Raw genomic sequence first — 21,608 nt, 5'->3', positions numbered from 1 at the left:
GGCCCCCTCACCGATGGTGAGGGGGCCTTGGTCTTTCCCCGGCCGGGTCCGGGAGGGGGGCGCGGGCCGCCGCGGTCAGGCGCCCGCGGGCGTGGCACCGGTGAGGTAGGCCGAGACGACGACGTTCGCGGTGTAGGTGCCGGCGGCGCGGTCGAAGGTTCCGCCGCAGGTGATGAGGCGGAGCTCGGCGCGGTGCGGGTCGCGGGCGCCGTAGGCCCTGGACGGGTCGAAGTTCTCGCGGGGGAAGACCTGGACGTCGTCGACGGTGAACTCGGCGACCGATCCGTCCGTCCGGGTGACGAGGACCTTGGCCCCGGGGCGGGCCGCGCTCAGCCCGTAGAAGACGGCCGGCCGGGTCCGTGTGTCGACGTGCCCGACGAGAAGGGCGGCGCCGGCGGCGCCCGGACGGGTGCCGGGACCGAACCAGCCCACCGTGTGCGGCATCTCGAACGGCGGCGGGTCGACGGCCCCCGTGGCGTCGAGGCCGCGGGAGACGACCGGCGCGGCGATGCCGAGGGAGGGGATCTCCACCCGCCGGGGCTCGACGGCCGCGACGGGGGCGCGGGCCGGGGGCAGGGGCACACCGAGGGGGCGGCCGACCGCGGCGATGTCGCCGGTGGTCGGGGCCGAGCTGCCCTCGGGCCCCTCGGTGATGTCGCGGCCCCACAGCCAGAGGCCGAGCAGCAGCAGGGCCCAGGCCACGCCGGTGACCAGGCGCCCGGTGCCCGCCGGGCGGGAGCCGGGCGCCGCGGTCATTCCGCGCCCGTGGCCGTACCGGAGCCGGAGGTGCGGCGGCGGGCGCTGCGGAAGGCGACGGCGACGGCGGCGATCGCGGCCATGCCGAGGCCGAGCAGGGTGTACGGGGTGCCGAGGCCGCTGTCGCCGGTGGTCTGGGCGACACCGGGAGCGGCGGGGGCCGCGAAGGCGGCGGTGCCGCCCCCGCCCGCACGGACCGGGGCGACCGGGCTGGAGTGGTGGGTCGGCTGGTGCGTCGGCTTGTGGGTCGGCTGCTCGTGGCGGACGCGCACGGTGCCGACGTCCGGGTGGTCGTGGCCGTCGCAGGTCACGCTGATCCGGTAGGTGCCGTTCTCCAGCCCGGAGCGGACGGTGGTGTCGCCGAAGAGCGGGCCCTTGCCGCCGTCACGGCCGACGAGCTCGGCGTCGGCGACGAACGCCGGGGACTTGGCGGCACCCGTGGTGCCCTTGCAGCCCTCGACGCGGACGTCGACGTCGGCGCCGGGCGGGGCGGTGGACGGGGTGACGGTGACCTTCACCCCGTCGTGGGCGTACGCGCCGCCGGCCATGGGTGCCAGCACGAGTACCAGGGCCGCTCCCGCGGCACGGAGAGCAGTGGAACCTGAACGCATCGTGACCTCCTGATACAGGCAGGGTCACCCGGATCGGCTCTCTTCGCATCCGCAGGGGACGGCCCGGGGGCCGTCAGACGCGGTCGACGATGTCCGCGATCGAGTCGACGATCTTCGACGGGCGGAACGGGAAGCGGTCGATCTCCGCCTGCGTGGTCAGGCCGGTGAGCACCAGGAACGTCTGCATGCCCGCCTCCAGGCCGGCCAGGATGTCGGTGTCCATCCGGTCGCCGATCATGGCGCTGGACTCGGAGTGGGCGCCGATGGCGTTGAGCCCGGTGCGCATCATGAGCGGGTTCGGCTTGCCGGCGAAGTACGGATCCTTCCCCGTGGCCTTGGTGATGAGCGCGGCGACCGAGCCGGTGGCGGGCAGCGGGCCTTCCAGGGACGGTCCGGTCTCGTCGGGGTTGGTGCAGATGAAGCGGGCTCCGGCGTTGATGAGGCGGACGGCCTTGGTCATCGCCTCGAAGGAGTACGTCCGGGTCTCGCCGAGGACCACGTAGTCCGGTTCGTGGTCGGTCAGGACGTAGCCGATGTCGTGCAGCGCGGTGGTGAGGCCGGCCTCGCCGATGACGTACGCGGTGCCGCCGGGGCGCTGGTCGTCGAGGAACTTGGCGGTGGCGAGCGCCGAGGTCCAGATGTTCTCGACGGGCACGTCGAGGCCCATGCGGCGGAGGCGGGCGTGCAGGTCGCGGGCCGTGTAGATGGAGTTGTTGGTGAGGACCAGGAAGGGCTTCCCGGTCTCCCGCAGCTTCTTGATGAACGCGTCGGCGCCGGGGATCGGGACGCCCTCGTGGATGAGGACGCCGTCCATGTCGGTCAGCCAGGATTCGATCGGCTTGCGCTCTGCCATGGGTGCGGGACTCCTGCCGTACAAACGTGCGGTGTGCTGGGGACGCCGCGACAGCGCTGTGGCGACGTCCCCAAGCCTAGTCAGGAAGCCGTGATCTTCACCCGGCCGTTCGTGCGGTACCCGTGGCGGCGGCTCAGCTCCCCGTCGCCGACTTCCACGCGTCGACGTACGCCGACAGGTTTGCGTCGATGTCGGCCCAGTCCGGCTCGAAGACCTCGACGCCCTCCATCAGCCGGGCGAGCCGGATCGCGTTGGCGTCGGTCGGCTTGACGTCCTTGCGGGACGGGAAGCCGCCGCCGACGGCGCTGACCTCGCGCTGTGCCTTCTCGGCGAGCATGAAGTCGAGGAGCTTGCGGCCGTTGTCGGCGTGCGGGGCCTTGTTCACCAGGCCGGCGGCGTAGGGCAGCGCGAAGGTGGTGGGCTTGCCGCCTTCCCTGGCCGGGAACCAGATGCCCAGGTTCGGCATCGACTTGGACTGGGCGAAGTTCATCTGGACGTCGCCGTTGGCGACGAGGAGCTCGCCCTTGTCCGTCTTGGGGGCCAGCTTGGAGGTGGAGGACGACGGGCCGACGTTGTTGGCCTGGAGCTTCTTCAGGTAGGCCAGGGCCGGTTCCCGGCCGCCGAAGTCGTGCATCGCCTTGATGAGGACGGCGGTGCCGTCGCCAGCGACGCCGGGCGTGGAGTACTGGAGCCGGTTCTTGTACTTGGCGTCGAGCAGCTCCTCCCAGGTCCGGGGCGCGGCCGGCAGCTCCTTCTTGTTGTGGACGAAGCCGAAGTAGTTGTTGACGACGGAGGTCCAGGTCCCGTCGGACGCCTTGTCGCCGCCGGCGACCTGGTCGGCGCCCTTCGGCGTGTACGCCTGGAGCAGGCCCTTGGAGCCGGCCTGCTGGATGAAGGGCGGCAGGGTCACGATGACGTCGGCCTGGGTGTTGCTCTTCTCGCGGAGGGCGCGCTGCACCATCTCGCCGGAGCCCCCCTCGACGTACTCGACCTTGATGCCGGTCTCCTTCTCGAAGTCGGCGAAGACCTTGTCGTACCAGCCGTCGCCCGCCTCGCCCTTGAGGCCGTCGGCGCTGTAGACGGTGACGACCTTCTCGTCGGAGGCGGCGGAGGAGCCGCCGCAGGCGGTGAGGGCGGCGGCGAGGGCGAGCGCGCCGGCGACGGCGGCGAGCGGCTTGACGATCGTGGACAGGGTAAGCATGACGTCGTTCTCTCCTGAGGTCGGGCGGGGCCAGGGGGACGCCCCTAGCGGTAGGTGGCCTTGGTGCGGATGCGGGAGACGGCGAGCAGGACCAGCAGGGTCGCGGCCATGAGGACCACGGCGAGCGCCGAGCCGGTGAACAGGGAGCCACGGTCGGTGGCGGTGAAGATGCGGACCGGCAGCGGGGTCCAGTCCGGCGGGTAGAGCATCATCGTGGCGCTCAGCTCGCCCATGGAGAGGGCGAAGCAGAGCCCGGCCGCCGCGTTCAGCGAGGGCAGCAGGAGCGGCAGCCGCACCCGGAACAGGACGTACGCGGGGCGGGCGCCGAGACTCGCGGCCGCCTGCTCGTACGCCGGGTCCAGGCGCCGGATCGCGGCCGAGACCGACTGGTGGGCGAAGGCCGTGACCAGCACGGTGTGCGCGAGGATCACGATCCAGCGGGTGCCGTTGAGGAGGACCGGCGGCTGCGAGAAGGCGACGAGGACGGCGAGCCCGACGACCACGGACGGCACGGCGACCGGCAGCATGAACAGGGCGTCGAGGACCCTCCTGCCCCGCTCGCGGAGCGCGGCCGCGGCGAGCGCGGCCCAGGTGCCGGCGGTCAGCGCGACCAGGCTCGCGGTGACGGCGGTGACCAGGCTGGTGGTGAGCGCCTGGAGGGACTCGCCCCGGACGGCGGCCGTGTAGTGCGCGGTGGTGGGGCCCGAGGGGAAGGCGCCGGACCAGTGGGTGGAGAACGAGGCGGCGACGACGACCAGCAGGGGCAGGGCGAAGAGCGGCACGAAGAGGACCGCGAACCCGGCCCACGCCGTCCAGCGACCCGCGCGGCTATGCACCAGCACGGCGGCTCACCCCCCGGTAGAGGGCGTAGAGGCCCACGGACAGGGCGACGTTGACGACGGCGACGACGCAGGCTGCGGCGTAGTCCGATTCGAGGATCGCCTTGCCGTACACGAGCATCGGGAGCGTCGTGACGCCCTTGGCCCCGGTGAACAGGACGATGCCGAACTCGTTCAGGCACATGACCAGGACGAGGCTGCCGCCGGCCGCCAGCGCGGGCAGCGCCTCGGGGAGGATCACCTGCCGCACGATGCGCAGCGGCCGCGCGCCCAGCGAGGACGCCACCTCCAGCTGCGCCGTCTCCAGCTGGGAGAACGCGGCCAGGAGCGGGCGGATCACGAAGGGGGTGAAGTACGTGATCTCGGCGAGCAGCACGCCCCACGGCGTGTTCAGGAACCGGAACGGGCCGCTCGCGTCGCCGGTGACGTCCGTCCAGAGGCCGTTGGCCATGCCCGCGGTGCCGTAGACGAACAGCAGCGCCAGCGTGATCAGGAAGGACGGGAAGGAGAGGAAGACATCGATGAACTTCGACACCGCCTTCGCCCCGGGGAAGGGCACGAAGGCGATCACGACGGCGAGGACGAAGCCGAGGAGCAGGCAGCCGGCGGTCGACGCCACGGCCAGCCACACCGTGGTGACCAGCGCGTCGCGGAACGCCTCGGAGGCGAAGACCTCGGCGTACGCGCCGGGGGCGAGCGACTCCCGCACCACCAGCGCGAGGGGGTAGAGGAAGACCAGCCCGAGGACGGCGACGGGCGGCAGCGCCCAGACCCAGGCGGGGACGGTGCGCGGGCCGCGTCCGCGGGTCCCGGGCGCGGCGGGCTCGGCCGCCGTGACGGTCGCGGCGCTAGCCATGTCCCACCCCGGAGGAGAGGAGCACCGCGTCCTCCGGTGCGAAGTGCACCGTCACCTCCGTCCCGAGCGGCGGCGTGTCCCGCAGCTCGCGGACGTCCGCCTTCACCCGGTGCCCGCCGACCTCGACGTACAGCCGGTGGGTGGACCCCCGCCACTGGACCTCGGCGACCCGGCCCCGCAGGGCGTTGGGTCCGTCGCCGAGCCCGACGAGGTGCGGGCGTACGCAGAGGGTGGCGGCGGCGCCGGGCACGGCCTCGGGGGCCGGCACCTTCAGCACGGTCCCGTCGAAGGTCACGCCGTCCCTGCCGACCGTCACCGGCAGCAGGTTCGCGTTGCCGACGAAGGACGCCGTGAACTCGGTGCGGGGGCGCCGGTAGAGGTCCTGCGGGGTGCCGCAGTCCTGGAGCCGGGCCCTGTCCATGACGGCGATCCGGTCGGCGAGGGTGAGCGCCTCGACCTGGTCGTGGGTGACGTACAGGATCGACACGTCGGGCAGCTCGCGGTGGAGCCGGGCGAGTTCGGCGAGCATCCCGGAGCGCAGCTGGGCGTCCAGCGCGGAGAGCGGTTCGTCGAGGAGGAGGACGCCGGGGCGGATGGCGAGGGCGCGGGCGATGGCGACGCGCTGCTGCTGGCCGCCGGAGAGCTCCCGCGGATAGCGGCGGGCGTAGGCCGCCATGCCGGTCATCTCCAGGGCCTCGGCGACCCGGGCCGGGATCTCGCCCTTCGGCGCCTTCTGCGCCTTCAGCCCGAAGGCGACGTTGGCGTCCACCCGCAGGTGCGGGAAGAGGGCGTACTGCTGGACGACCATGCCGATGCCCCGCTTGTACGGCGGGAGGCCGGTGACGTCGCGGTCCCCGATGTACACCCGGCCGGAGGCCGGCCGGACGAAGCCGGCGACGGCCCGCAGCGCGGTGGTCTTGCCGGAGCCCGACGGGCCCAGCAGGGCCATGACCTCGCCGGGCTCGACGGTCAGGTCGAGCGAGTCGAGGACGGTGGTGGAGCCGTACGCGACGGTGACGCCGTCGAAGCGGATCCCGCTGCTCATGCCTCGTACTCCCGTATGAGGCCCAGGAGTCCGGCGACCGAGGGGAGGACGCGGGTGGCCCCGTGCTCGGTGAGCGCGGGCTCGCGGTGGGCCCCGGTGAGGACGCCCGCGACGATCCCCGCGCCCGCGCGGACGCCGGAGAGCATGTCGTACGAGGTGTCGCCCGCGACCACGATCCGGCGGACGTCGTCGACGGCGCCGGTGCGGAGGAAGGCGGCGAGGACCATGTCCGGGTAGGGGCGTCCCCGGCCGCCGGCGTCGGCCGGGCAGAGGGTGAGTCCGACCAGGTCCCGCCAGCCGAGGGCGTCGATGATGGCGTCCTGGGTGACCCGGGCGAAGCCCGTGGTGAGGACGACGGTCCTGCCCTGCTCGGTGAGGGCGGCGATGGTCTCGGCGGCGCCGGGGACCGGGGCGGTCCTGCCGTCGGCGACGAGTTCGGCGTACGCCTCCTCGAAGGCGAGGTTGGCCTGCCGGGCGCGTGCCTCGTCGCCGCCGAGCAGGTGGCGGAAGACGGAGATCTTCGACTCGCCCATGGTGGCGCGGACGTACCCGATCATCGCGGCCGGGTCCTCGCCGAGGCGTTCGGCGGCGACGGTGAAGGCCCGCTCGACGAGGCCGTCGTCGGCGACGGTCGTGCCCGCCATGTCGAGGACGACCAGGTTCATCGAGGCGGCGGGGGCTTTGGGGTTCGTGTGGTTCACAGGGGTCGTGGGAGTTGAGGGAGTCGAGGGGGTCATGCGGTTCACCAGCCCAGTTCGTTCGCGGTCGTCTCGGCGATGGCGGGCGAGCAGGTCATGCCGCGCCCGCCGGGTCCGGTCACCAGCCACACGCCGTCGCCGACCTTCTGGCGGTGCACGACCCGGCTCGTGTCGACGCACTGCGCGTACACCCCGGCCCAGCGGCGCCGGATCTTCGGCAGCGGCCGGCCGAGGAAGGACTCGACGACACGGGTGAGGTGCTCGTAGGGGTCTTCGAGGGTGTCGAAGGCGAAGGGGTGCTCGTACTCGTGGGTGTCGCCGATGGTCAGGCCGCCGTCGAGCCGCTGCACCATCAGGAGCTGCATCCTGTGGGCGGCCGCGGTCGGGTCCTGCGGCTGCCCGGCGGCGAGGGCGTCCAGCGCCTCGGAGGCGTACGCCGGGTAGTACCGGAAGGAGTCCGCGTCGGCGACGGAGGTGGTGAGCGGCTCGCCGAGGGGTTCGGTCTGCATCATCTGGAGCCGGACGCGGCGGACCGGTATCTCGCCGGCGATCTCGCGGACGAGGCCGGAGAGCCAGGCGCCGGTGCACAGGACGACGGCGTCGCCGGTGTGGGTCTCGCCGCGGTCGTCCCTGACCGCGCTGTGGCCGGTCCCGTCGGCCGTGACCACGTCCCGGACCTCGCGGTTCGGCAGGAAGGTGTACCTGCCGGTGGCCAGGAGGGCCTCCCGGAGGGCGAGCTGGGCGAGACGGGGCTCGACGGCCGCGTCCCGCTCGCACCACAGGGCGGCCTCGAAGTCGCCGCGCAGGGCCGGGTTGACCGCGCGGGCCTCGTCGGCGGTCAGCAGCCGGTAGCCGCGGGCGGCGGCGTCGGGACGGGCCACGGCGGCCTCGGCGACGGCGCGTTCGAGGGCGCCCCGCACCGGGGTGAGGGAGCCGATGGCCCGGAAGCCGAGCCCCGGGACGCGGGCCCCGATGCCCTCCCACAGGTCCCGGGCGCGCAGGGCGGTGTCGAGCTCCTCCCCGCCGGCGCGGCCGCTCACCCAGATCTGGCCGAAGTTGCGGAGGGACGCTCCGCGCGCCTCGGCCTCGCGCTCGATGTGTACGACCTCGTGGCCGCGTTCCACTGCGTGCCAGGCGTGCATGGTTCCCACCACGCCGGCTCCTACGACGATCACCTTCATGGCGGAAACGGTCGTGCCGGTGGGTGACCCGGGAGGATCGGGTGGGCGACGGGACGGTGAACGGACCGACAAGCTTGGACCAGACCCGTTACCGTTCCGTGATCCGATGCCCCGGCGTCCGCCGCCTTCTCACCTCCGCCGCCCCCTCACTCCTGTCGCCCCATCGCCTCTGCGGCTCCGTCACCCCTGCCGCCCCGTCACCTCTGCGGCCCCAGACGGGCGGTGAAGCTGAAGCGGTCCCCCCGGTACAGGGTGCGGACCCGCTCCAGCGGACGGCCCGCGGTGTCCCGGGAGACGCGGTGGAGCAGCAGCATCGGCAGGGCCGGAGGGGTCCCGATCAGCAGCGCCTCGCGCGGGGTCGCGAGCACGGTCTCGATGCGCTCGTCGGCGTCGCCGAACGCGATGCCGAGACGGTCGTGGAGGTACGCGTAGAACGACGAGTCCGGGTCGAAGTCGAGGTCCAGGCGCGGCACACGGGCCTCGGAGACGTACGTGCTCTCCAGGCCGACCCGCTCGTCGTCGGCGAGCAGCACCCGCTCCATGTGCCAGACGGGCTCGCCGCGTTCGGCCCCCACCTCGGGGGCGAGCGCCTCCGGGCAGGGGAAGCGGTCCAGCGAGATCAGACCGCGGCCGGGGCGGCGCCCCTGCCGGCGCACGCCCTCCGTGTAGCTGGCGAGCGACAGGGGCTGTTCGAGCTTGGGACCGGCGACGACCGTCCCCCGGCCCTGGCGCCGCAGCCGCCCTTCCAGGAGCAGTTCGCGCAGCGCCTGCCGCACGGTCTCGCGGGAGACCTCGTAGCGGACGGCGAGGTCCCGTTCGGTGGGCAGCAGCCCACCCTCGCCCAACTCGTCCACGAGCAGGGCCAGTTTCGCCTTGACCGCGTAGTACTTGGGCACGCGGCCGTGCTCGGGGATACCGGATCGGACGGGGGCGCCGGGGCTGGTCTGGTAGTTCACGGGACGGATGGTCGCAGACGGGTGTGAACGGGAGGGTGTACGGAAGGTGGCTCAGCGGTGCCGGGCCCGACGGGCGGTCCGCACGAGGAGCGCACCGAGGAGCACCAGGGCCGCGGCCCACGGGGCGAGCAGCAGGGCGTCCCGCTCGGAACCCCGTCCCGTACGGGCCAGCTCGCCGCCCGGCGTGAGGAGTTCGGGGGCCGCCGGCTCCTTCGCGCCGGGCCGGCTGCCCGGGGGCACGGTCGTCCGTCCGGGCACCTCGGTCGCGGCGGGTCTGTCAGGTCGGGCGCTCCCGGTGGGTTCGGGGGGCGCGAGGGGTCCGGCGGGACCCACGGTGAGGCGGTAGTCCCCCGACTCGCCGATCCAGTCGCCGTCCGCGCCCCTGCGCTGGACGACCGCCGCGTTGACGACGACCTCGTCAGGGGTCGTGTCCGCGCCGAACGCCAGCCGGACGGGGACGCTGAGGGTCCCGCCCGCGGGGACCGCGAACCCGCCGAAGTCCGTGAACGCGCCGACGCTCTCGGCCTCCTCGGTCGCCTCGAAGGCCACCGGCCGCCAGCGCGCCGACCCGGCGTCGTAGAACTCGAAGCGGATCTGCGCGGGCCGCAGGGCGCGCGCGCCGTCCGTGAACACCAGCACCGGGTGGATCTCCGAGCAGGACGCGTCCGTGGTGTTGGTCAGGTCGATCTTCCATTCCTGGAAGGGTCCGCCCGCCGGGTACTCGGCCGGCCCCCCGAGGATCCGGGTGTCGATCGGGAACCTGTCGTCGGGAGCGGTCCCGCAGGCCGGGGCGGGGGGCGGGTCGGGGGCGGGGGCGCCGATCGCGGGGCTCGTCAGGGTGAGGAGCACCGCGGTCGCGGCCGCGGCGGTCGCGGCCCGGCGGGTGCGCGGGGAAGTGGGTGGCATGGGCGGGGCCTTCACTGATCGCGGGCGTGCGGGTCGGCCGCGACGCTGCCACGCCGGAGCGGACGGGCCGGGCAGCGACACCGCCCGCACCCCCGGACGGCCCGACCATTCCGCCCGATCAGCCTATTGTCCGAAGATCGGACCGAGAACGAGCCATGCGGCACCCTCGGCCACGGCGTCGGGCCCCGTGCCGGCGACGTCCACCGGCGTCGCCAGACCGAGCCCCGCCAGGACCCCGCGGACCCCGTCCGCGAACACCTCCGGCGCGCCGAGCACCACCCGCCCGCCCAGCAGGACCTGGTCCATGTCCAGGAGCCGCACCAGATTGGCGGCGCCCGCACCGAGGATCCCGGCGGCCTCGTCGAGCTCCCCGCGCGCCACCGCCGCCAGGCAGAGGACCTCCAGGCAGCCGCGCCCCCCGCAGTCGCACGGGGGCCCGTCGAGCTGGACGGTCTGATGGCCCATCTCGCCGGCCCCGGTCCTGTCCCCGCGCAGCGGCGCGCCGCCGAGGACCAGGCCGGCGCCCAGCCCCGTACCGAGGTGGACGTAGGCGAAGGAGCCGGGGGCGCCCGGCCGCAGGGCCAGTCCGAGGGCGGCGGCGTTGGTGTCCTTGTCGAGGACGACGGGCAGCCCGAGCCGCCCGGCCAGCTCGTCCCGTACCGGATGCCCCGCCCACTCCGGGAACCCCGTCACCCGGCCGGGCACCCCGGCCTGGTGGTCCAGCGGTCCCGGCATGGCGACCCCGACGCCGAGGAGCGCGGGGAGCCCGGGACGGTCGCCGTTCCGTCGTGCCTCCGGCCCCTCCGCCAGCAGTGCCCGTACCTCGTCCGCGACCGTGTCGAGGACCGGGCCCGGGCCCTCCCCGAGGTCGAGGGGGCGGCGGCGCAGGGAGACGACCGTGCCGCCGAGGTCGGTGAGGAGGGTGGTGAGCGCGTCACGGTCGACGTGGACGCCGACGGCGTACGCGGCGGAGGGGGCGAGGCGCAGCACCGTGCGGGGCTTGCCGCCGGTCGAGGCGCGGTGGCCCGCCTCGGCGGCGAGGCCGTCGGCCCGCAGACGGGCGGTGATCTTGCTGACGGCCTGGGGGGTGAGCCCGGTGCGCTCCGCCAGCTCCAGCCGGCTGATGCCGGTCTCCCCCGCCGTGCGCAGCAGGTCGAGCACGAGCGCCGCGTTGTGGCTGCGCAGCGCCGGCACGTTCACGCCGCCCTGGTCCCTCGGATCCCTCTTCACGTTCCCATTGTGGCGGTCGCTTGCACTTTGGCAACAGCGTTGCTTAAGTGAGGAGCATGACTGGCACCGACCCCCGCACCCCCCTTCGCGTCGGACTCGTCGGCTACGGCCTCGCGGGCTCCGTCTTCCACGCCCCGCTGATCGCCGCCTCCGAGGACCTCGTCCTCGCCGCCGTCACCACCGGCAACCCCGAGCGGGCCGCGGAGGCCCGGGCCGCCCACCCCGGCGTCCGGGTCGTCGCCCGCCCGGAGGAGCTGTGGGAGCAGGGGGCCGAGGCGCTCGACCTGATCGTCGTCGCCTCCCCCAACAAGACCCACGTGCCGATCGCCACGGCCGCCCTGCAGGCCGGCCTCCCGGTCGTCGTCGACAAGCCGCTCGCCGGCACGGCCGCCGAGGCCCGCGCACTGGCCGCCCTCGCGGAGGAGCGGGGCCTGCTGCTCTCCGTCTTCCAGAACCGCCGCTGGGACAACGACTTCCTGACGCTCCGCCGGCTCGTCGACGAGGGCGCTCTCGGCGAGGTGCAGCGTTTCGAGTCCCGCTTCGAGCGGTGGCGTCCGCGCCCCAAGGGCGGCTGGCGCGAGTCCGGCGCCGCCGAGGAGATCGGCGGCCTGCTCTACGACCTCGGCAGCCACGTCGTCGACCAGGCGCTCGTCCTCTTCGGCCCGGTGGTCTCGGTGTACGCCGAGTCGGACGTGCGCCGCCCCGGCGCCGAGGCCGACGACGACACCTTCCTCGCCCTCACCCACGCGAACGGCGTCCGCTCCCATCTGTACGTCAGCGCCACCACCGCCCAGCTGGGCCCCCGCTTCCGGGTGCTCGGGCAGCGCGCGGGCTTCGTGAAGTACGGCCTCGACCCCCAGGAGGCCGCCCTCCGCGACGGCCTGCGGCCCGGGTCCGGCACCGTCTGGGGCGTGGAGCCGGAGGAACTGTCCGGCCGGCTCGGCGCCGGCGAGTCCCCGGTCACCGGCGGCGGCACCCCCGTCGTCTCGGAGCCCGGCGACTACCCGGCGTACTACGCGGCCGTCGCGGCGGCCCTGCGCGGCACGGGCCCCGTCCCGGTCACCGCGCACGAGGCCGCCGCTGCCCTGGATGTCCTGGAGGCGGCGCGGACGTCCGCCCGCGACGGCGTCACGGTGAGCCTGTGAGCACCCCCGAGGTCGCCGCCATCGAGGCCCAGGAGGCCCGGCTGGTCCTCCCCCGGTTCTCGTACGAGGACGCCTGGACGCTCGGCACCCTGCTCGTCGGACTGGCCAGGGAGCGCCGCGCCCCCGTCGCGATCGACGTCCGGCGGGGCGCGCAGCAGCTGTTCCACTGCGCGCTGCCGGGGTCGAGCGCCGACAACGACGCCTGGATCGACCGGAAGCGACGGGTCGTCGAACGCTACGGCGCCAGCTCCTTCCTCGTCGGCGCCCGCTTCCGCGCGAAGGGGACGACGTTCGAGGCGTCCTCGCGCCTCGACCCCGACCGGTACGCCGCCCATGGCGGTTCGTTCCCGGTCGCGGTCGAGGGCGCGGGCGTGATCGGCTCGGTCACGGTCTCGGGGCTGCCGCAGGCCGAGGACCACGCGCTGGTCGTCGAGGCGCTGGAGCTGCTGCTCAGCTCATACGCCGCCGCCGACGGCTGAGGAGCACCAGGGCGCCGCCGCCGAGGCCGAGGGCGACCGCGGTGGCGCCCATGACGATCTTCCCGGTGCCCGCTCCGGTCTCCGGGAGCTGGCCGTTCGGGCCCTGGTGGCCGCCGGCCTGGCCGTACCCGCCGGAGTCGCCGTACCCTCCGTCGCCCGAGTCCCCGTAACCGCCGTCGCCGGAGTCGCCGTACCCGCCGTCGCCGGAGCTGCCGGAGTCTCCGTAGCCGCCCGTGTCACCGCCACCGTCGGTCGAACCCCCGCTGGTGGGGTCCGTGGGGGTGGGGGTGGGATCCGTCGGGGTCGGCGTCGGGTCCGTGGGAGTCGGCGTGGGGTCGGTCGGCGTCGGCGTCGGATCCGTGGGGGTGGGGGTCGGATCCGTCGGGGTCGGCGTCGGGTCCGTGGGAGTCGGCGTGGGATCAGTCGGGGTCGGCGTCGGATCCGTGGGGGTGGGGGTCGGATCGGTCGGCGTCGGCGTCGGGTCCGTGGGGGTCGGGGTCGGCGTCGGCGTCGGGTCCGTGCAGGACGGCAGGTCACCGTTGAACGGATAGGCGTGGAGCTCCTGGCCGCCGCCCCCGGTGGGCTCGGAGGAGTGGGTCAGGCTGCCGGTGGTGAAGAACCGGCCGTTGATGCCCGGCATGGTCACCGTCGTCGCGCTGGCCTGGTTGCCGATCAGGACGCTGCCGGAGAACTGGGCCGTGCCCTCGAACTTCACCGCCGTCGCGTCCGGGAAGTTCCACAGCACGCGCTCGCGCAGCCCGTCCGGCAGCCCGGCGTTGTAGGAGTCGATCGTGCGGTCGGCGCCGAGGAGGTTGACGAGGACGGTCGCGCCCGCCGGGATGCCCGCGAAGGTGATGCCCTGCTGGCCTCCGCTCGCCGACTCCAGGTCGAAGTCGACGTTGAAGACCTGGAGCGCCGAGTTGCCGTCGCCGGTGAAGAGGGTCTCGTAGCCGTTGTTGACGGCGGTGCCGGTGGCGGTGCGGGAGGCCCCGTTCACGTACGCGTAGCACTGACTGGCGTCGCTGAGCTGCTCCCGCAGGGCCGTGTACGGGGCGGCCGCGTCGTCGTCCTGCACCGCGGTCGGGCTCACCGTGCCGGAGAGCGCGCCCCCGTACCGCACGACGCCGTGCACCGTGCCCTCCTCGGCGAGCAGCCGCTGCCCGGTGGCGACCTTCAGGTCCTTGCCGACGGTGAGGAAGTCGGTGCCGTCGCTCGGCGGGACCCGCGAACCGACGCCGGCGACTCCGACGTTGTAGACCGCGGAGACCCCCGCCTTCTTGTTCTGGTCGAAGCCCCCGAGGACGACGATCTTGCCCTCGGCCTCGGCCGCCGACTCGCGGACGAGGAAGTCGCCGCCGACGAAGATGTTGATGTTGTCGTCGCGGAATTCCACGGTCCCGTTGCCGATCTCGGGGTATCCCGAGGGCGGGCACTTGCCCGGCTTGCAGGGGCCGAGTCCGCCCGGCAGCGGATCCGCGTGACCGGTCACGGCCAGCGCGCCGACCAGGGCGGTGGCTCCGACCGTCGACGCGGCGATGAGGGCGAGCCGGCGTCGGTCGCGCCGGCGCTCCCGGTCCCCGTCGCCACCCCTGCCCGGGTCCCCGCCCTCGCCGCCGCCCGTGCCCCTGTTCTGCACAATTCGTTCCATATCCGGCAATATGCAAAAAAGCACAGGAGAATGGCGACGCCCCACGCGGGGCGCCGCCATTTTCACCTCGACTGCCGCCGGCGCCCGGCCGGCGGACCTCGCCGCCGGGCACTCGCGGTCAGGCGCTCTTGAGCTCCTGGCGCTGCCGGCCGAGCCCGTCGACCTCCAGCTCGACCACGTCACCGGGGCGCAGGTACGGCTTCGGCTCCGGCTGCCCCATGGCGACACCGGCGGGCGTGCCGGTGTTGATGACGTCGCCGGGGTACAGGGTCATGAACCGGCTGACGTACCGGACGACCTCCGCGACCGGGAAGATCTGGTCGGAGGTGTGGCCGTCCTGGCGGAGCTCGCCGTTGACCCAGAGCCGCAGACCGAGCGCCTGCGGGTCCGGCACCTCGTCGGCGGTGACCAGCCAGGGTCCGAGCGGATTGAAGGTCTCGCAGTTCTTGCCCTTGTCCCAGGTGCCGCCGCGCTCGATCTGGAACTCGCGCTCGGAGACGTCGTGCGCGACGGCGTAGCCGGCGACGTGCGCGAGCGCCTCCTCGTCGGTCTCCAGGTAGCGGGCGGTGCGGCCGATGACGATGGCGAGCTCCACCTCCCAGTCGGTCTTCACCGAACCTCGCGGTACGAGCACGGTGTCGTCCGGGCCGACGACGGTGTCGGCGGCCTTGAGGAAGACGACGGGCTCGGCCGGGGTGGCCTGACCGGTCTCGGCGGCGTGGCCGTGGTAGTTCAGCCCGATGCACACGACCTTGCCGATCCGGCCGACCGGCGGACCGATCCGCAGCCCGGTGGCGTCGAGCGCGGGCAGCACCCCGGCGCCGGCGGCGCCCCGGATCCGGTCGAGCGTCGCCGCGTCGGCGAGGAGGCCGCCGTCGACGTCGTCGACGAGGGCCGACAGGTCGCGGAGGGTCCCGTCCTGGTCGAGCAGGGCGGGACGCTCGGCTCCCGGCGGCCCGACACGCAGCAGCTTCATGGTCTTCTCCCTGTGGTCGAGGTGGGCCCGGACGGGCCCTGCGGTACCCCGGCCGATGGAGTGCGGCCATCGGAGGATTGGTCGATCCTCCAAGAGAACCGGTCAGTCTGCAAGACCCCGTTCACACACTGGACCCTTACGCGCGAGTAGCAAGCGCCTCGGGGGTGCCTTCCCCGCGGAACAGCAGGGCCCTCTCGACGGCGGTCCAGGTGGTGCTGGTGACCACGTAGAGCGCGGCGGCGAGCGGGACCACGGCGACGGTGATCAGGGTGGCGAAGGAGAGCAGCGGCATCACCTTGGCGATGGCGCCCGCGCCCGGCGTCGGCTGCCCCAGGTCGAGCGGCTGCTCGGCGAGCTGACGCTTGGTGCGCCGGTAGGAGAACGTGGCCACGCCGGCGACCAGCGCGAACAGCACGAGGTAGACCTGCCCGGCCGGGCCGAACACCCCGCCGTGGCCGAGGGCGTCGGCCCAGTGGTCGCCGAGCGGGGCGGCGAAGAGGGTGTGCCCGGCCATCCGGTCGCCCGAGAACAGGTGGTACATCAGCAGGAACGCGGGCGCCTGGAGCAGGCTGGGCAGGATGCCGGCGAACGGCGACACCTTCTCCCGCGCGTGCAGCTCGGTGATCTCCTTCCGCAGGCGCTCCGGGTTCTTGGCGTGCTTCCTGCGCAGCTCCGCGAGCTGCGGGGCGATCCGCGTGCGGGCCTTCTGCCCGCGGGCCGAGGCCCGTGACAGCGGATGGATCGCGAGCCGTACGACCGCGGTGAAGAGCACGATCGCGGCGGCCGTGGCGGTGGTGGAGAAGAGCGGCTGGAGCAGGTCGGCGAGCCGCTCGACCAGCGAGGCGAAAACGGACAAGGGGGAGCCCTCCGTGGGGTCTCGTCGTGCCGGGGGAAACCGGAAGGAATTCGGGTCTCGGCATGACGGATCCGCGCGAGGGCGTGTCCGGTGTGGTGTGCGGGCTCCCCTACGCGGCCGTCGGGAGGTGACGGCCGGGGGCTCGGGGTCTTCTGCGGCCCGCCGCGTCGGGGTCGCGCTGCGGCAGGAAGGCGGTGCGCCGCTCGCGGTCGCGGATGGCGGTCCGCACGGCGGTGGGCGGCACGGCCGGGGCCGTACGCGCTCCGATCAGGGCGCAGACGACGGTGGTCGCCGCGAGGGCGACGGCGGCGGAGACGCTCGCGCCGTCGGAGAGCAGCAGGTCGGCGACGGCGAGGAGGAAGAACAGCGGCGCGAGGACACGCAGGAGCAGATCCCTGGCCGTCATCCCCACCACCCCCTCGTCACCTCCGCCGCGCGAACCGCGCGCGCCCGCGCCCGTCGCGCGTTCTCCCCTGATGACGCACGGGACCGTGCCGAAGTTCCCGGGCGCTCACGCGTCGGCCGTCTCCAGGGGGACGAGGAGGCGGCGGGGTGCGACGAGGGCGCGGCTCACCGGGTCGTCCGGGTCCCGGTCGAGGGCGGCGCCGGGCCGCATCTCGACGTCGGCCGGCGGGACGGGGATGCGGCAGGCGGGGCATTCGCCGTACGAGCCCAGTTCGGTGCCGCAGTCGGCGTGGTGGAACCGGCGCACCGGCAGCGCGCCGGGGACCTCCGCCCGGCCCCAGGCACCGAGCGAGCGCAGCACGGGCCAGAGGGCGAGGCCGCGCTCCGTGAGCACGTACTCGTCGCGCGGCGGCGACTCCCGGTAGCGGCGCCGGTCGAGGACGCCGGCCTCGACGAGGGCCTGGAGCCGGGAGGCGAGGACCGCGCGGGGGGCGCCGAGGTGGACGAGGAAGTCGCTGTAGCGCCGCACACCGTAGAAGGCGTCGCGGACGACGAGCAGGGTCCACCGCTCCCCGACGACCTCCAGGGCGCGGGCGATGGAGCACTGCTGGTGGGCGTAGTCCTTGCCGAGAGCCATGCCTCCCATCGTACGCCGGAGGGTTCATTGAACGAACCTTGCTGGTACGGTGGGTTCATTCACTGAACCTAAGGGTGGAGGTTCCTGCCATGTCCCCGCTCGCCGCCACAGCCCTCACCGGGTCGCCGCCCCTCCGCGTGCCCCGCCCCGGGGCCGCCCTCGCCGTCACCGCCGCCGCCACCGCCGTCGCGCTGATGAACTACACGGCTCCGATGCTGACCCTCCCCGCCATGGCCGCCGCCTTCCGCACCCCGCCCTCCGCCCAGGCGTGGCTGCTCAACGGCACCCCCCTCGGCCTCGCCGTCCTCCTCCTCGTGGCCGGCAGCCTCGCCGACGCCCACGGCCGCCGTCGCGTCTTCCTCCTCGGCACCCTCGGCCTCGGCCTCACCACCGCCCTCGGCGCCCTCGCCGGCTCCACCCTCACCTTCACCCTCGCCCGCACCGCCCAGGGCGCGGCCAGCGCCGCCGTCCTCGCCGGCAGCCTCGGCCTCCTGGCCCACGCCTATCCCGCCGGCCGCGACCGCGTCCGGGCCACCGGCGTCTGGGGCGCCGCCGTCAGCGGCGGCATCGCCCTCGGCCCCCTCCTCGCCGGCGCCCTGAGCCTCCTCGACTGGCGCCTGGCGTACGCGGCCCTGGGAGCGGCCGCCCTGGCGATCGCGGCGGCGGGGACCCGAGCCCTCCCTCGGACGGAGTCGGCAACGGCTCCGGATCCGGCTAGGGCTACCGCTACCGCTACCGCTACGGGCCCGACCACGACCATCGCCACGACGACCCCGCGATCCGCTCCCCGTCCCGATCTCCCCGGGGCGTTCGCGCTCGGCCTCGCCCTGGCGGCGCTGCTCACCGCCCTCACGCTCGGCCGGGACGGCTGGCTCCGGCTGCCGGTGGGCCTGCTCCTCCTCGCCGCGGCGGCCCTGACGGCCGTCTTCGTGGCGGTCGAACGCACCGCCCGGACCCCCATGATCGACCTGGCCCTGCTGCGGCGGCCCGCCTTCCTCGCCTCGACGCTCGGCGCGCTCTTCACGGGGCTGGCGGTGATCGGCCTGTTCAGCGTGGTGCCCGCGCTGCTCCAGGGCGGGGCCGGGATGTCACCGCTGGGCGCCGCCTGGCTGTTCGTCCTCTGGTCGGGCACCGCGTTCGTCGTGGCCCTCCAGGCGCGTCGCCTCGCGGGCCGCCTCTCCGCCGCGTACCAACTGGCCCTGGGCTTCGCCCTCTCCGCCGCCGGCGTCCTGGCCCTGCTCGGCGGCCTCGACGGCCCCTGGCCGCGGCTCCTCCCCGGCCTCCTCGTGGCCGGCGCGGGCAGCGGCCTTCTGAACGCCGCCCTCCCGCGCCTCGCCGTCGACTCCGTACCCCCCGAACGCGCCGCGATGGGCTCCGGCGCCAACAACACCGCCCGCTACATCGGTTCCTCCGCCGGCGTCGCCCTCACCCTCGCCCTCGTCACCGCCGGCCCGGACACCGCCCTGCTGACCTCGGCCGCCCTCGCCCTCACGGGCGCCGCCCTCACCCTCGCGCTGGGACGCCGCCCCGGGTGAGCCCGCGCCCGGCCCGACAAGGGCACAGGGGAACGGGGGAACGGGGGCACAGGGGCACAGGGGGACACCAAGAGGGTCACCCCCTCCTCGCCACCCCTCCCACGGCCGCGTCCGTGAACTCCTCCAGCGCCAGGACGTCCTCGTCGGCGCGGTCATCGGACCGCTCCCGGGGGCGGAGGAGACTGACGGCGACGGCGACCGCGAGGTTGGCGGCGAGGGCGAGCAGTCCGGCGTTGACGCCGCCGAGCGGATCGTTGCCGGAGAACACGAGCGCGCAGACGAGCGCGACGCCGACGCCGAGCCCGGACAGCCCGCCCCACAGCGTCATCCGCCGCCACACGAGCCCGACCAGCATCAGGGGGAGCAGCTGCGCCATCCCCTCGTACGAGATGAGGGAGAGCCGGACGAGGGTGTTCGGGGCGGTGTACGTCATGAGGAGGGCGAGCGCACCGGCGACGACCACCACCAGCTGGGCGAGGCCCTTCTCGCGGGCCCGCAGACGCGGCACCCGGCTGAGCACGCTCCGCCCCCACATGGTGCCGATGACCAGCATGAACACGGCCATCGGGACGATCGACGACAGCGCGGCCGCCACCCCGACGATCCCGACCGCCCACGCCGGCAGCGAGTCCGTGACCAGCTTGAACAGCGCCAGGTTCGACTCGGCGCCGACGAGGCCGGGGACGACGAAGAGGGCCGCCGTGCCGAGCAGCATGGGCACGAAGAGCAGGACGTTGTAGGCGGGCAGCCAGACGGCGTTGCGGCGCAGGGTGTCGGCGTCCCGGGCCCCGAGGTAGCCGGCGACGGTCGTCGGGAAGATCACGACGGTGAGGGAGTTGAGCACCGTGGTGGAGGCGAACCACCCGACCCCGTACCCGCTCCGCTCGCCCCCGTGCCCGGGCAGGTTCAGCCACTCCCGCTTCTCGTCGACGAGCCGCCCGAAGAACTCCCCGAACCCGCCGAAGTAGTGCAGCGGCACGTACACGAACAGGAACCCGAGCGTGAGGATCACGAGCGCGTCCTTGAGCACCGACACCCAGGCGCTGCCGCGCAGTCCGCTCACCACCACGAAGCCGGTGGTGACGGCGAAGGCGAGGAAGTACGCGAGGTCCAGCCCGATCGTCCCGTAGGAGATCGTCGACACCACCACGCCCATGCCGGTGATCTGCAGCTGGATGTACGGCAGCAGGAACACGGTCGCCAGCACGGCGACGACCCCGCCGAGCCACGGCCGCCGGTAGCGGTGCGCGGCCATGTCGCTGAGCCCCACGAGCCCGTGCTTGCGGGCGTACCCCCAGAGCATCGGGCCGACGACGTAACCCACCGCGTAGCCGCAGGACATGTAGGCGACGACGTACAGCACGGGCGCGCCGTAGTTGTACCCCCACCCGGCGGCCCCCAGATAGCTGAAGCTCGTGTACCCCTCCCCCGCCATCAGCACCCAGATGAACACCGGACCGAGCGACCGCCCGCCCACCGACCACCCGTCGAGCCCGCCGCCCTCGTGCCGGCGGACGGCCGTGAGCCCCAGGACGACGGTGACGGCCATGAACACGCCGAACACGGAGACGGAGACGACGGCGGCGCTCACTCCGCGGCTCCCTCGACGACGACGGCGCTCACTCGGCGGCTCCCTCGACGACGACGGCGCTCACTCGGCGGCTCCCTCGACGACGACGGCGCTCACTCGGCGGCTCCCTCACGGCCCGCCCGCCCCACCTGGCTCTCCCGCCCCACCTGGCCCTCCCACCTCCGCTGTTCCCGCAGATCGCCGCGGCGGGCGAGGGCGACGGCGGCCGGGGTCAGCACCGTGGCCCCCAACAGCCACAGGACGAACAGCGGCACCCCGTTCACCAGCGGCAGCACGGCCACGAACAGCACGTACGGAACGAGGAGCCAACCGAGCCACGGCCTGCGTCTGATCACCCGGCCGAGACTAGCCTCGCCCACACCACGAGCCGGTAGGCGCTGCTGAACTCCGGCGTGCACGTCGTCAGGGTGAGATAGGCGCCGGCCTCGGCGTACCCGTAGGACGGCTTGACGAGCGACCGCGGCACGGGCCGGATCACCCCGACGTCACGGGGTGCCGTCCGAGGCAGCACCTGGTCGACGCGGTAGACGTACGTACGCGCCCGCGTGCGCACCAGGATCCTGTCCCCCACCACCAGCCGGTCGACGTGCCGGAAGGGCTCGCCGTGGGTGTTCCGGTGCCCGGCGAGGGCGAAGTTCCCCACGGCCCCGGGGGCGGCGGTGCCCGGATACTGCCCGACGTACCCCTTGTCGAGGACGGAACGCTTCGACACCCCGTGGGCGACCGGCACCGTCAGACCGAGCCGCGGGACGCGGAGCACGGCGAAGGTGTCCGACGAGGCCCCGCCCGACGGCTCCGCGGGCGCGCCGTTCCCGTCCGCCGTCCCGGGCCCGACGGACGACCCGGACACCCCGGGCTCCACGGGCGCCGGGGACCGGACCGGGCCCCCGGACTCCGTCGGCTCCGGCGTGTCGCCGGGGGGAGAGATCTCCCACGCGTCCTGCCACTCGCGCTCCAGCGCGGTCACCTGCTCACGGGCCTCCGCACGGGCCTGCCGGTTCGTCCACCACAGCTGGTGGACGACGAGCAGCAGCACGACGACCCCGCAGGTGACGACGGTCTCGGCACCGACCCACAGCACCCGCGCGACCCCGCGCCGGCGCCCCCGCCCCTGGACGACGACCGGCACCCGCTGCCCCACCCTGGCCCGCACGCGGGGCACGATAAGCGTTGAGGCGCCAACTCTCCAGGCCCGTACAGCAGT

23 protein-coding genes are annotated in these 21,608 nt (G+C 74.1%); 3 read left to right on the top strand and 20 right to left on the bottom strand.

Features of this window, described 5'->3' with window-relative positions; translation table 11 throughout:
• Window positions 1–75: 75 nt before the first annotated feature.
• From AB0424_RS14055 to AB0424_RS14000, 12 genes are all read right to left on the bottom strand, one after another.
• Window positions 76–756 carry a class F sortase gene (locus AB0424_RS14055; RefSeq protein WP_366305040.1) on the bottom strand — a complete coding sequence of 227 codons (681 nt, stop codon included), beginning with the start codon at window positions 754–756 and terminating at the stop codon, window positions 76–78.
• A complete protein-coding gene (locus AB0424_RS14050; protein WP_366305038.1) occupies window positions 753–1,367 on the bottom strand; it encodes a hypothetical protein in 615 nt (204 codons plus the stop codon). Before AB0424_RS14050 ends, AB0424_RS14055 begins: the two co-directional genes overlap by 4 nt.
• Window positions 1,368–1,440: 73 nt before the next feature.
• Window positions 1,441–2,220 carry an HAD-IIA family hydrolase gene (locus AB0424_RS14045; protein WP_366305037.1) on the bottom strand — a complete coding sequence of 260 codons (780 nt, stop codon included), beginning with the start codon at window positions 2,218–2,220 and terminating at the stop codon, window positions 1,441–1,443.
• A gap of 133 nt (window positions 2,221–2,353) precedes the next feature.
• A complete protein-coding gene (locus AB0424_RS14040) occupies window positions 2,354–3,421 on the bottom strand; it encodes a 2-aminoethylphosphonate ABC transporter substrate-binding protein (RefSeq protein WP_366305035.1) in 1,068 nt (355 codons plus the stop codon).
• 44 nt (window positions 3,422–3,465) lie between these two features.
• Complete coding sequence (locus tag AB0424_RS14035; RefSeq protein ID WP_366305033.1) at window positions 3,466–4,263, bottom strand: ABC transporter permease subunit; 798 nt, start codon at window positions 4,261–4,263, stop codon at window positions 3,466–3,468.
• Window positions 4,250–5,116 carry a 2-aminoethylphosphonate ABC transporter permease subunit gene (locus AB0424_RS14030; protein WP_366305031.1) on the bottom strand — a complete coding sequence of 289 codons (867 nt, stop codon included), beginning with the start codon at window positions 5,114–5,116 and terminating at the stop codon, window positions 4,250–4,252. Before AB0424_RS14030 ends, AB0424_RS14035 begins: the two co-directional genes overlap by 14 nt.
• Entirely contained in the window at window positions 5,109–6,161 is a 1,053-nt protein-coding gene (locus tag AB0424_RS14025; protein WP_366305029.1) for an ABC transporter ATP-binding protein, read from the bottom strand. The genes AB0424_RS14030 and AB0424_RS14025 overlap by 8 nt, the downstream gene beginning before the upstream one ends.
• Entirely contained in the window at window positions 6,158–6,826 is a 669-nt protein-coding gene (locus tag AB0424_RS14020) for a phosphonatase-like hydrolase (RefSeq protein WP_366305314.1), read from the bottom strand. Before AB0424_RS14020 ends, AB0424_RS14025 begins: the two co-directional genes overlap by 4 nt.
• Window positions 6,827–6,903: 77 nt before the next feature.
• Window positions 6,904–8,040, bottom strand: a complete 1,137-nt coding sequence (locus AB0424_RS14015) for a TIGR03364 family FAD-dependent oxidoreductase (RefSeq protein WP_366305027.1) — start codon at window positions 8,038–8,040, stop codon at window positions 6,904–6,906.
• 197 nt (window positions 8,041–8,237) lie between these two features.
• Window positions 8,238–8,996, bottom strand: coding sequence for a GntR family transcriptional regulator (locus tag AB0424_RS14010; RefSeq protein ID WP_366305025.1), 759 nt, complete (start codon window positions 8,994–8,996; stop codon window positions 8,238–8,240).
• 51 nt (window positions 8,997–9,047) lie between these two features.
• Entirely contained in the window at window positions 9,048–9,902 is an 855-nt protein-coding gene (locus AB0424_RS14005) for a hypothetical protein (protein WP_366305023.1), read from the bottom strand.
• Between the two features lie 123 nt (window positions 9,903–10,025).
• Window positions 10,026–11,132, bottom strand: coding sequence for an ROK family transcriptional regulator (locus AB0424_RS14000; RefSeq protein ID WP_366305021.1), 1,107 nt, complete (start codon window positions 11,130–11,132; stop codon window positions 10,026–10,028).
• A gap of 56 nt (window positions 11,133–11,188) precedes the next feature.
• On the opposite strand from AB0424_RS14000, the gene AB0424_RS13995 reads away from it, so the two are divergent.
• Complete coding sequence (locus AB0424_RS13995) at window positions 11,189–12,277, top strand: Gfo/Idh/MocA family oxidoreductase (protein ID WP_366305020.1); 1,089 nt, start codon at window positions 11,189–11,191, stop codon at window positions 12,275–12,277.
• Complete coding sequence (locus tag AB0424_RS13990) at window positions 12,274–12,756, top strand: heme-degrading domain-containing protein (protein WP_366305018.1); 483 nt, start codon at window positions 12,274–12,276, stop codon at window positions 12,754–12,756. Before AB0424_RS13995 ends, AB0424_RS13990 begins: the two co-directional genes overlap by 4 nt.
• Here the strand turns inward: AB0424_RS13990 and AB0424_RS13985 are convergent.
• The 5 genes from AB0424_RS13985 to AB0424_RS13965 all read right to left on the bottom strand — a co-directional run bounded on the left by AB0424_RS13985 (window position 12,728) and on the right by AB0424_RS13965 (window position 17,287).
• Entirely contained in the window at window positions 12,728–14,404 is a 1,677-nt protein-coding gene (locus AB0424_RS13985) for a choice-of-anchor A family protein (protein ID WP_366305016.1), read from the bottom strand. The genes AB0424_RS13990 and AB0424_RS13985 overlap by 29 nt on opposite strands.
• 118 nt (window positions 14,405–14,522) lie before the next feature.
• Window positions 14,523–15,380 (bottom strand): fumarylacetoacetate hydrolase family protein, encoded by an 858-nt coding sequence (locus AB0424_RS13980; protein WP_366305014.1) that lies wholly within the window; start codon window positions 15,378–15,380, stop codon window positions 14,523–14,525.
• Between the two features lie 136 nt (window positions 15,381–15,516).
• Window positions 15,517–16,236, bottom strand: coding sequence for a YidC/Oxa1 family membrane protein insertase (locus tag AB0424_RS13975; RefSeq protein ID WP_366305012.1), 720 nt, complete (start codon window positions 16,234–16,236; stop codon window positions 15,517–15,519).
• Between the two features lie 109 nt (window positions 16,237–16,345).
• Entirely contained in the window at window positions 16,346–16,642 is a 297-nt protein-coding gene (locus AB0424_RS13970) for a DUF6412 domain-containing protein (RefSeq protein ID WP_366305010.1), read from the bottom strand.
• 105 nt (window positions 16,643–16,747) lie between these two features.
• The gene (locus AB0424_RS13965) at window positions 16,748–17,287 is read right to left on the bottom strand and encodes a helix-turn-helix domain-containing protein (RefSeq protein ID WP_366305008.1); all 540 of its coding nucleotides are present in this window, start codon (window positions 17,285–17,287) and stop codon (window positions 16,748–16,750) included.
• A gap of 80 nt (window positions 17,288–17,367) precedes the next feature.
• Here AB0424_RS13965 and AB0424_RS13960 point away from each other — a divergent pair, with 80 nt between their 5' ends.
• Window positions 17,368–18,813 (top strand): MFS transporter, encoded by a 1,446-nt coding sequence (locus AB0424_RS13960; RefSeq protein ID WP_366305006.1) that lies wholly within the window; start codon window positions 17,368–17,370, stop codon window positions 18,811–18,813.
• Window positions 18,814–18,889: 76 nt separating this feature from the next.
• Here AB0424_RS13960 and AB0424_RS13955 read toward each other — a convergent pair whose 3' ends face one another.
• From AB0424_RS13955 to AB0424_RS13945, 3 genes are all read right to left on the bottom strand, one after another.
• A complete protein-coding gene (locus AB0424_RS13955; protein ID WP_366305312.1) occupies window positions 18,890–20,362 on the bottom strand; it encodes a sodium:solute symporter family protein in 1,473 nt (490 codons plus the stop codon).
• 134 nt (window positions 20,363–20,496) lie between these two features.
• A complete protein-coding gene (locus tag AB0424_RS13950; RefSeq protein WP_366305004.1) occupies window positions 20,497–20,739 on the bottom strand; it encodes a hypothetical protein in 243 nt (80 codons plus the stop codon).
• The gene (locus AB0424_RS13945; RefSeq protein ID WP_366305002.1) at window positions 20,736–21,557 is read right to left on the bottom strand and encodes a class E sortase; all 822 of its coding nucleotides are present in this window, start codon (window positions 21,555–21,557) and stop codon (window positions 20,736–20,738) included. Before AB0424_RS13945 ends, AB0424_RS13950 begins: the two co-directional genes overlap by 4 nt.
• Between the last annotated feature and the right edge of the window lie 51 nt (window positions 21,558–21,608).

This window comes from Streptomyces sp. NPDC051180, from assembly GCF_040689545.1.
Classification (GTDB): Bacteria; Actinomycetota; Actinomycetes; order Streptomycetales; family Streptomycetaceae; genus Streptomyces.
The sequence above is the reverse complement of the archived record's forward strand: the minus strand, read 5'-3'. Positions and strand labels throughout refer to the sequence as shown.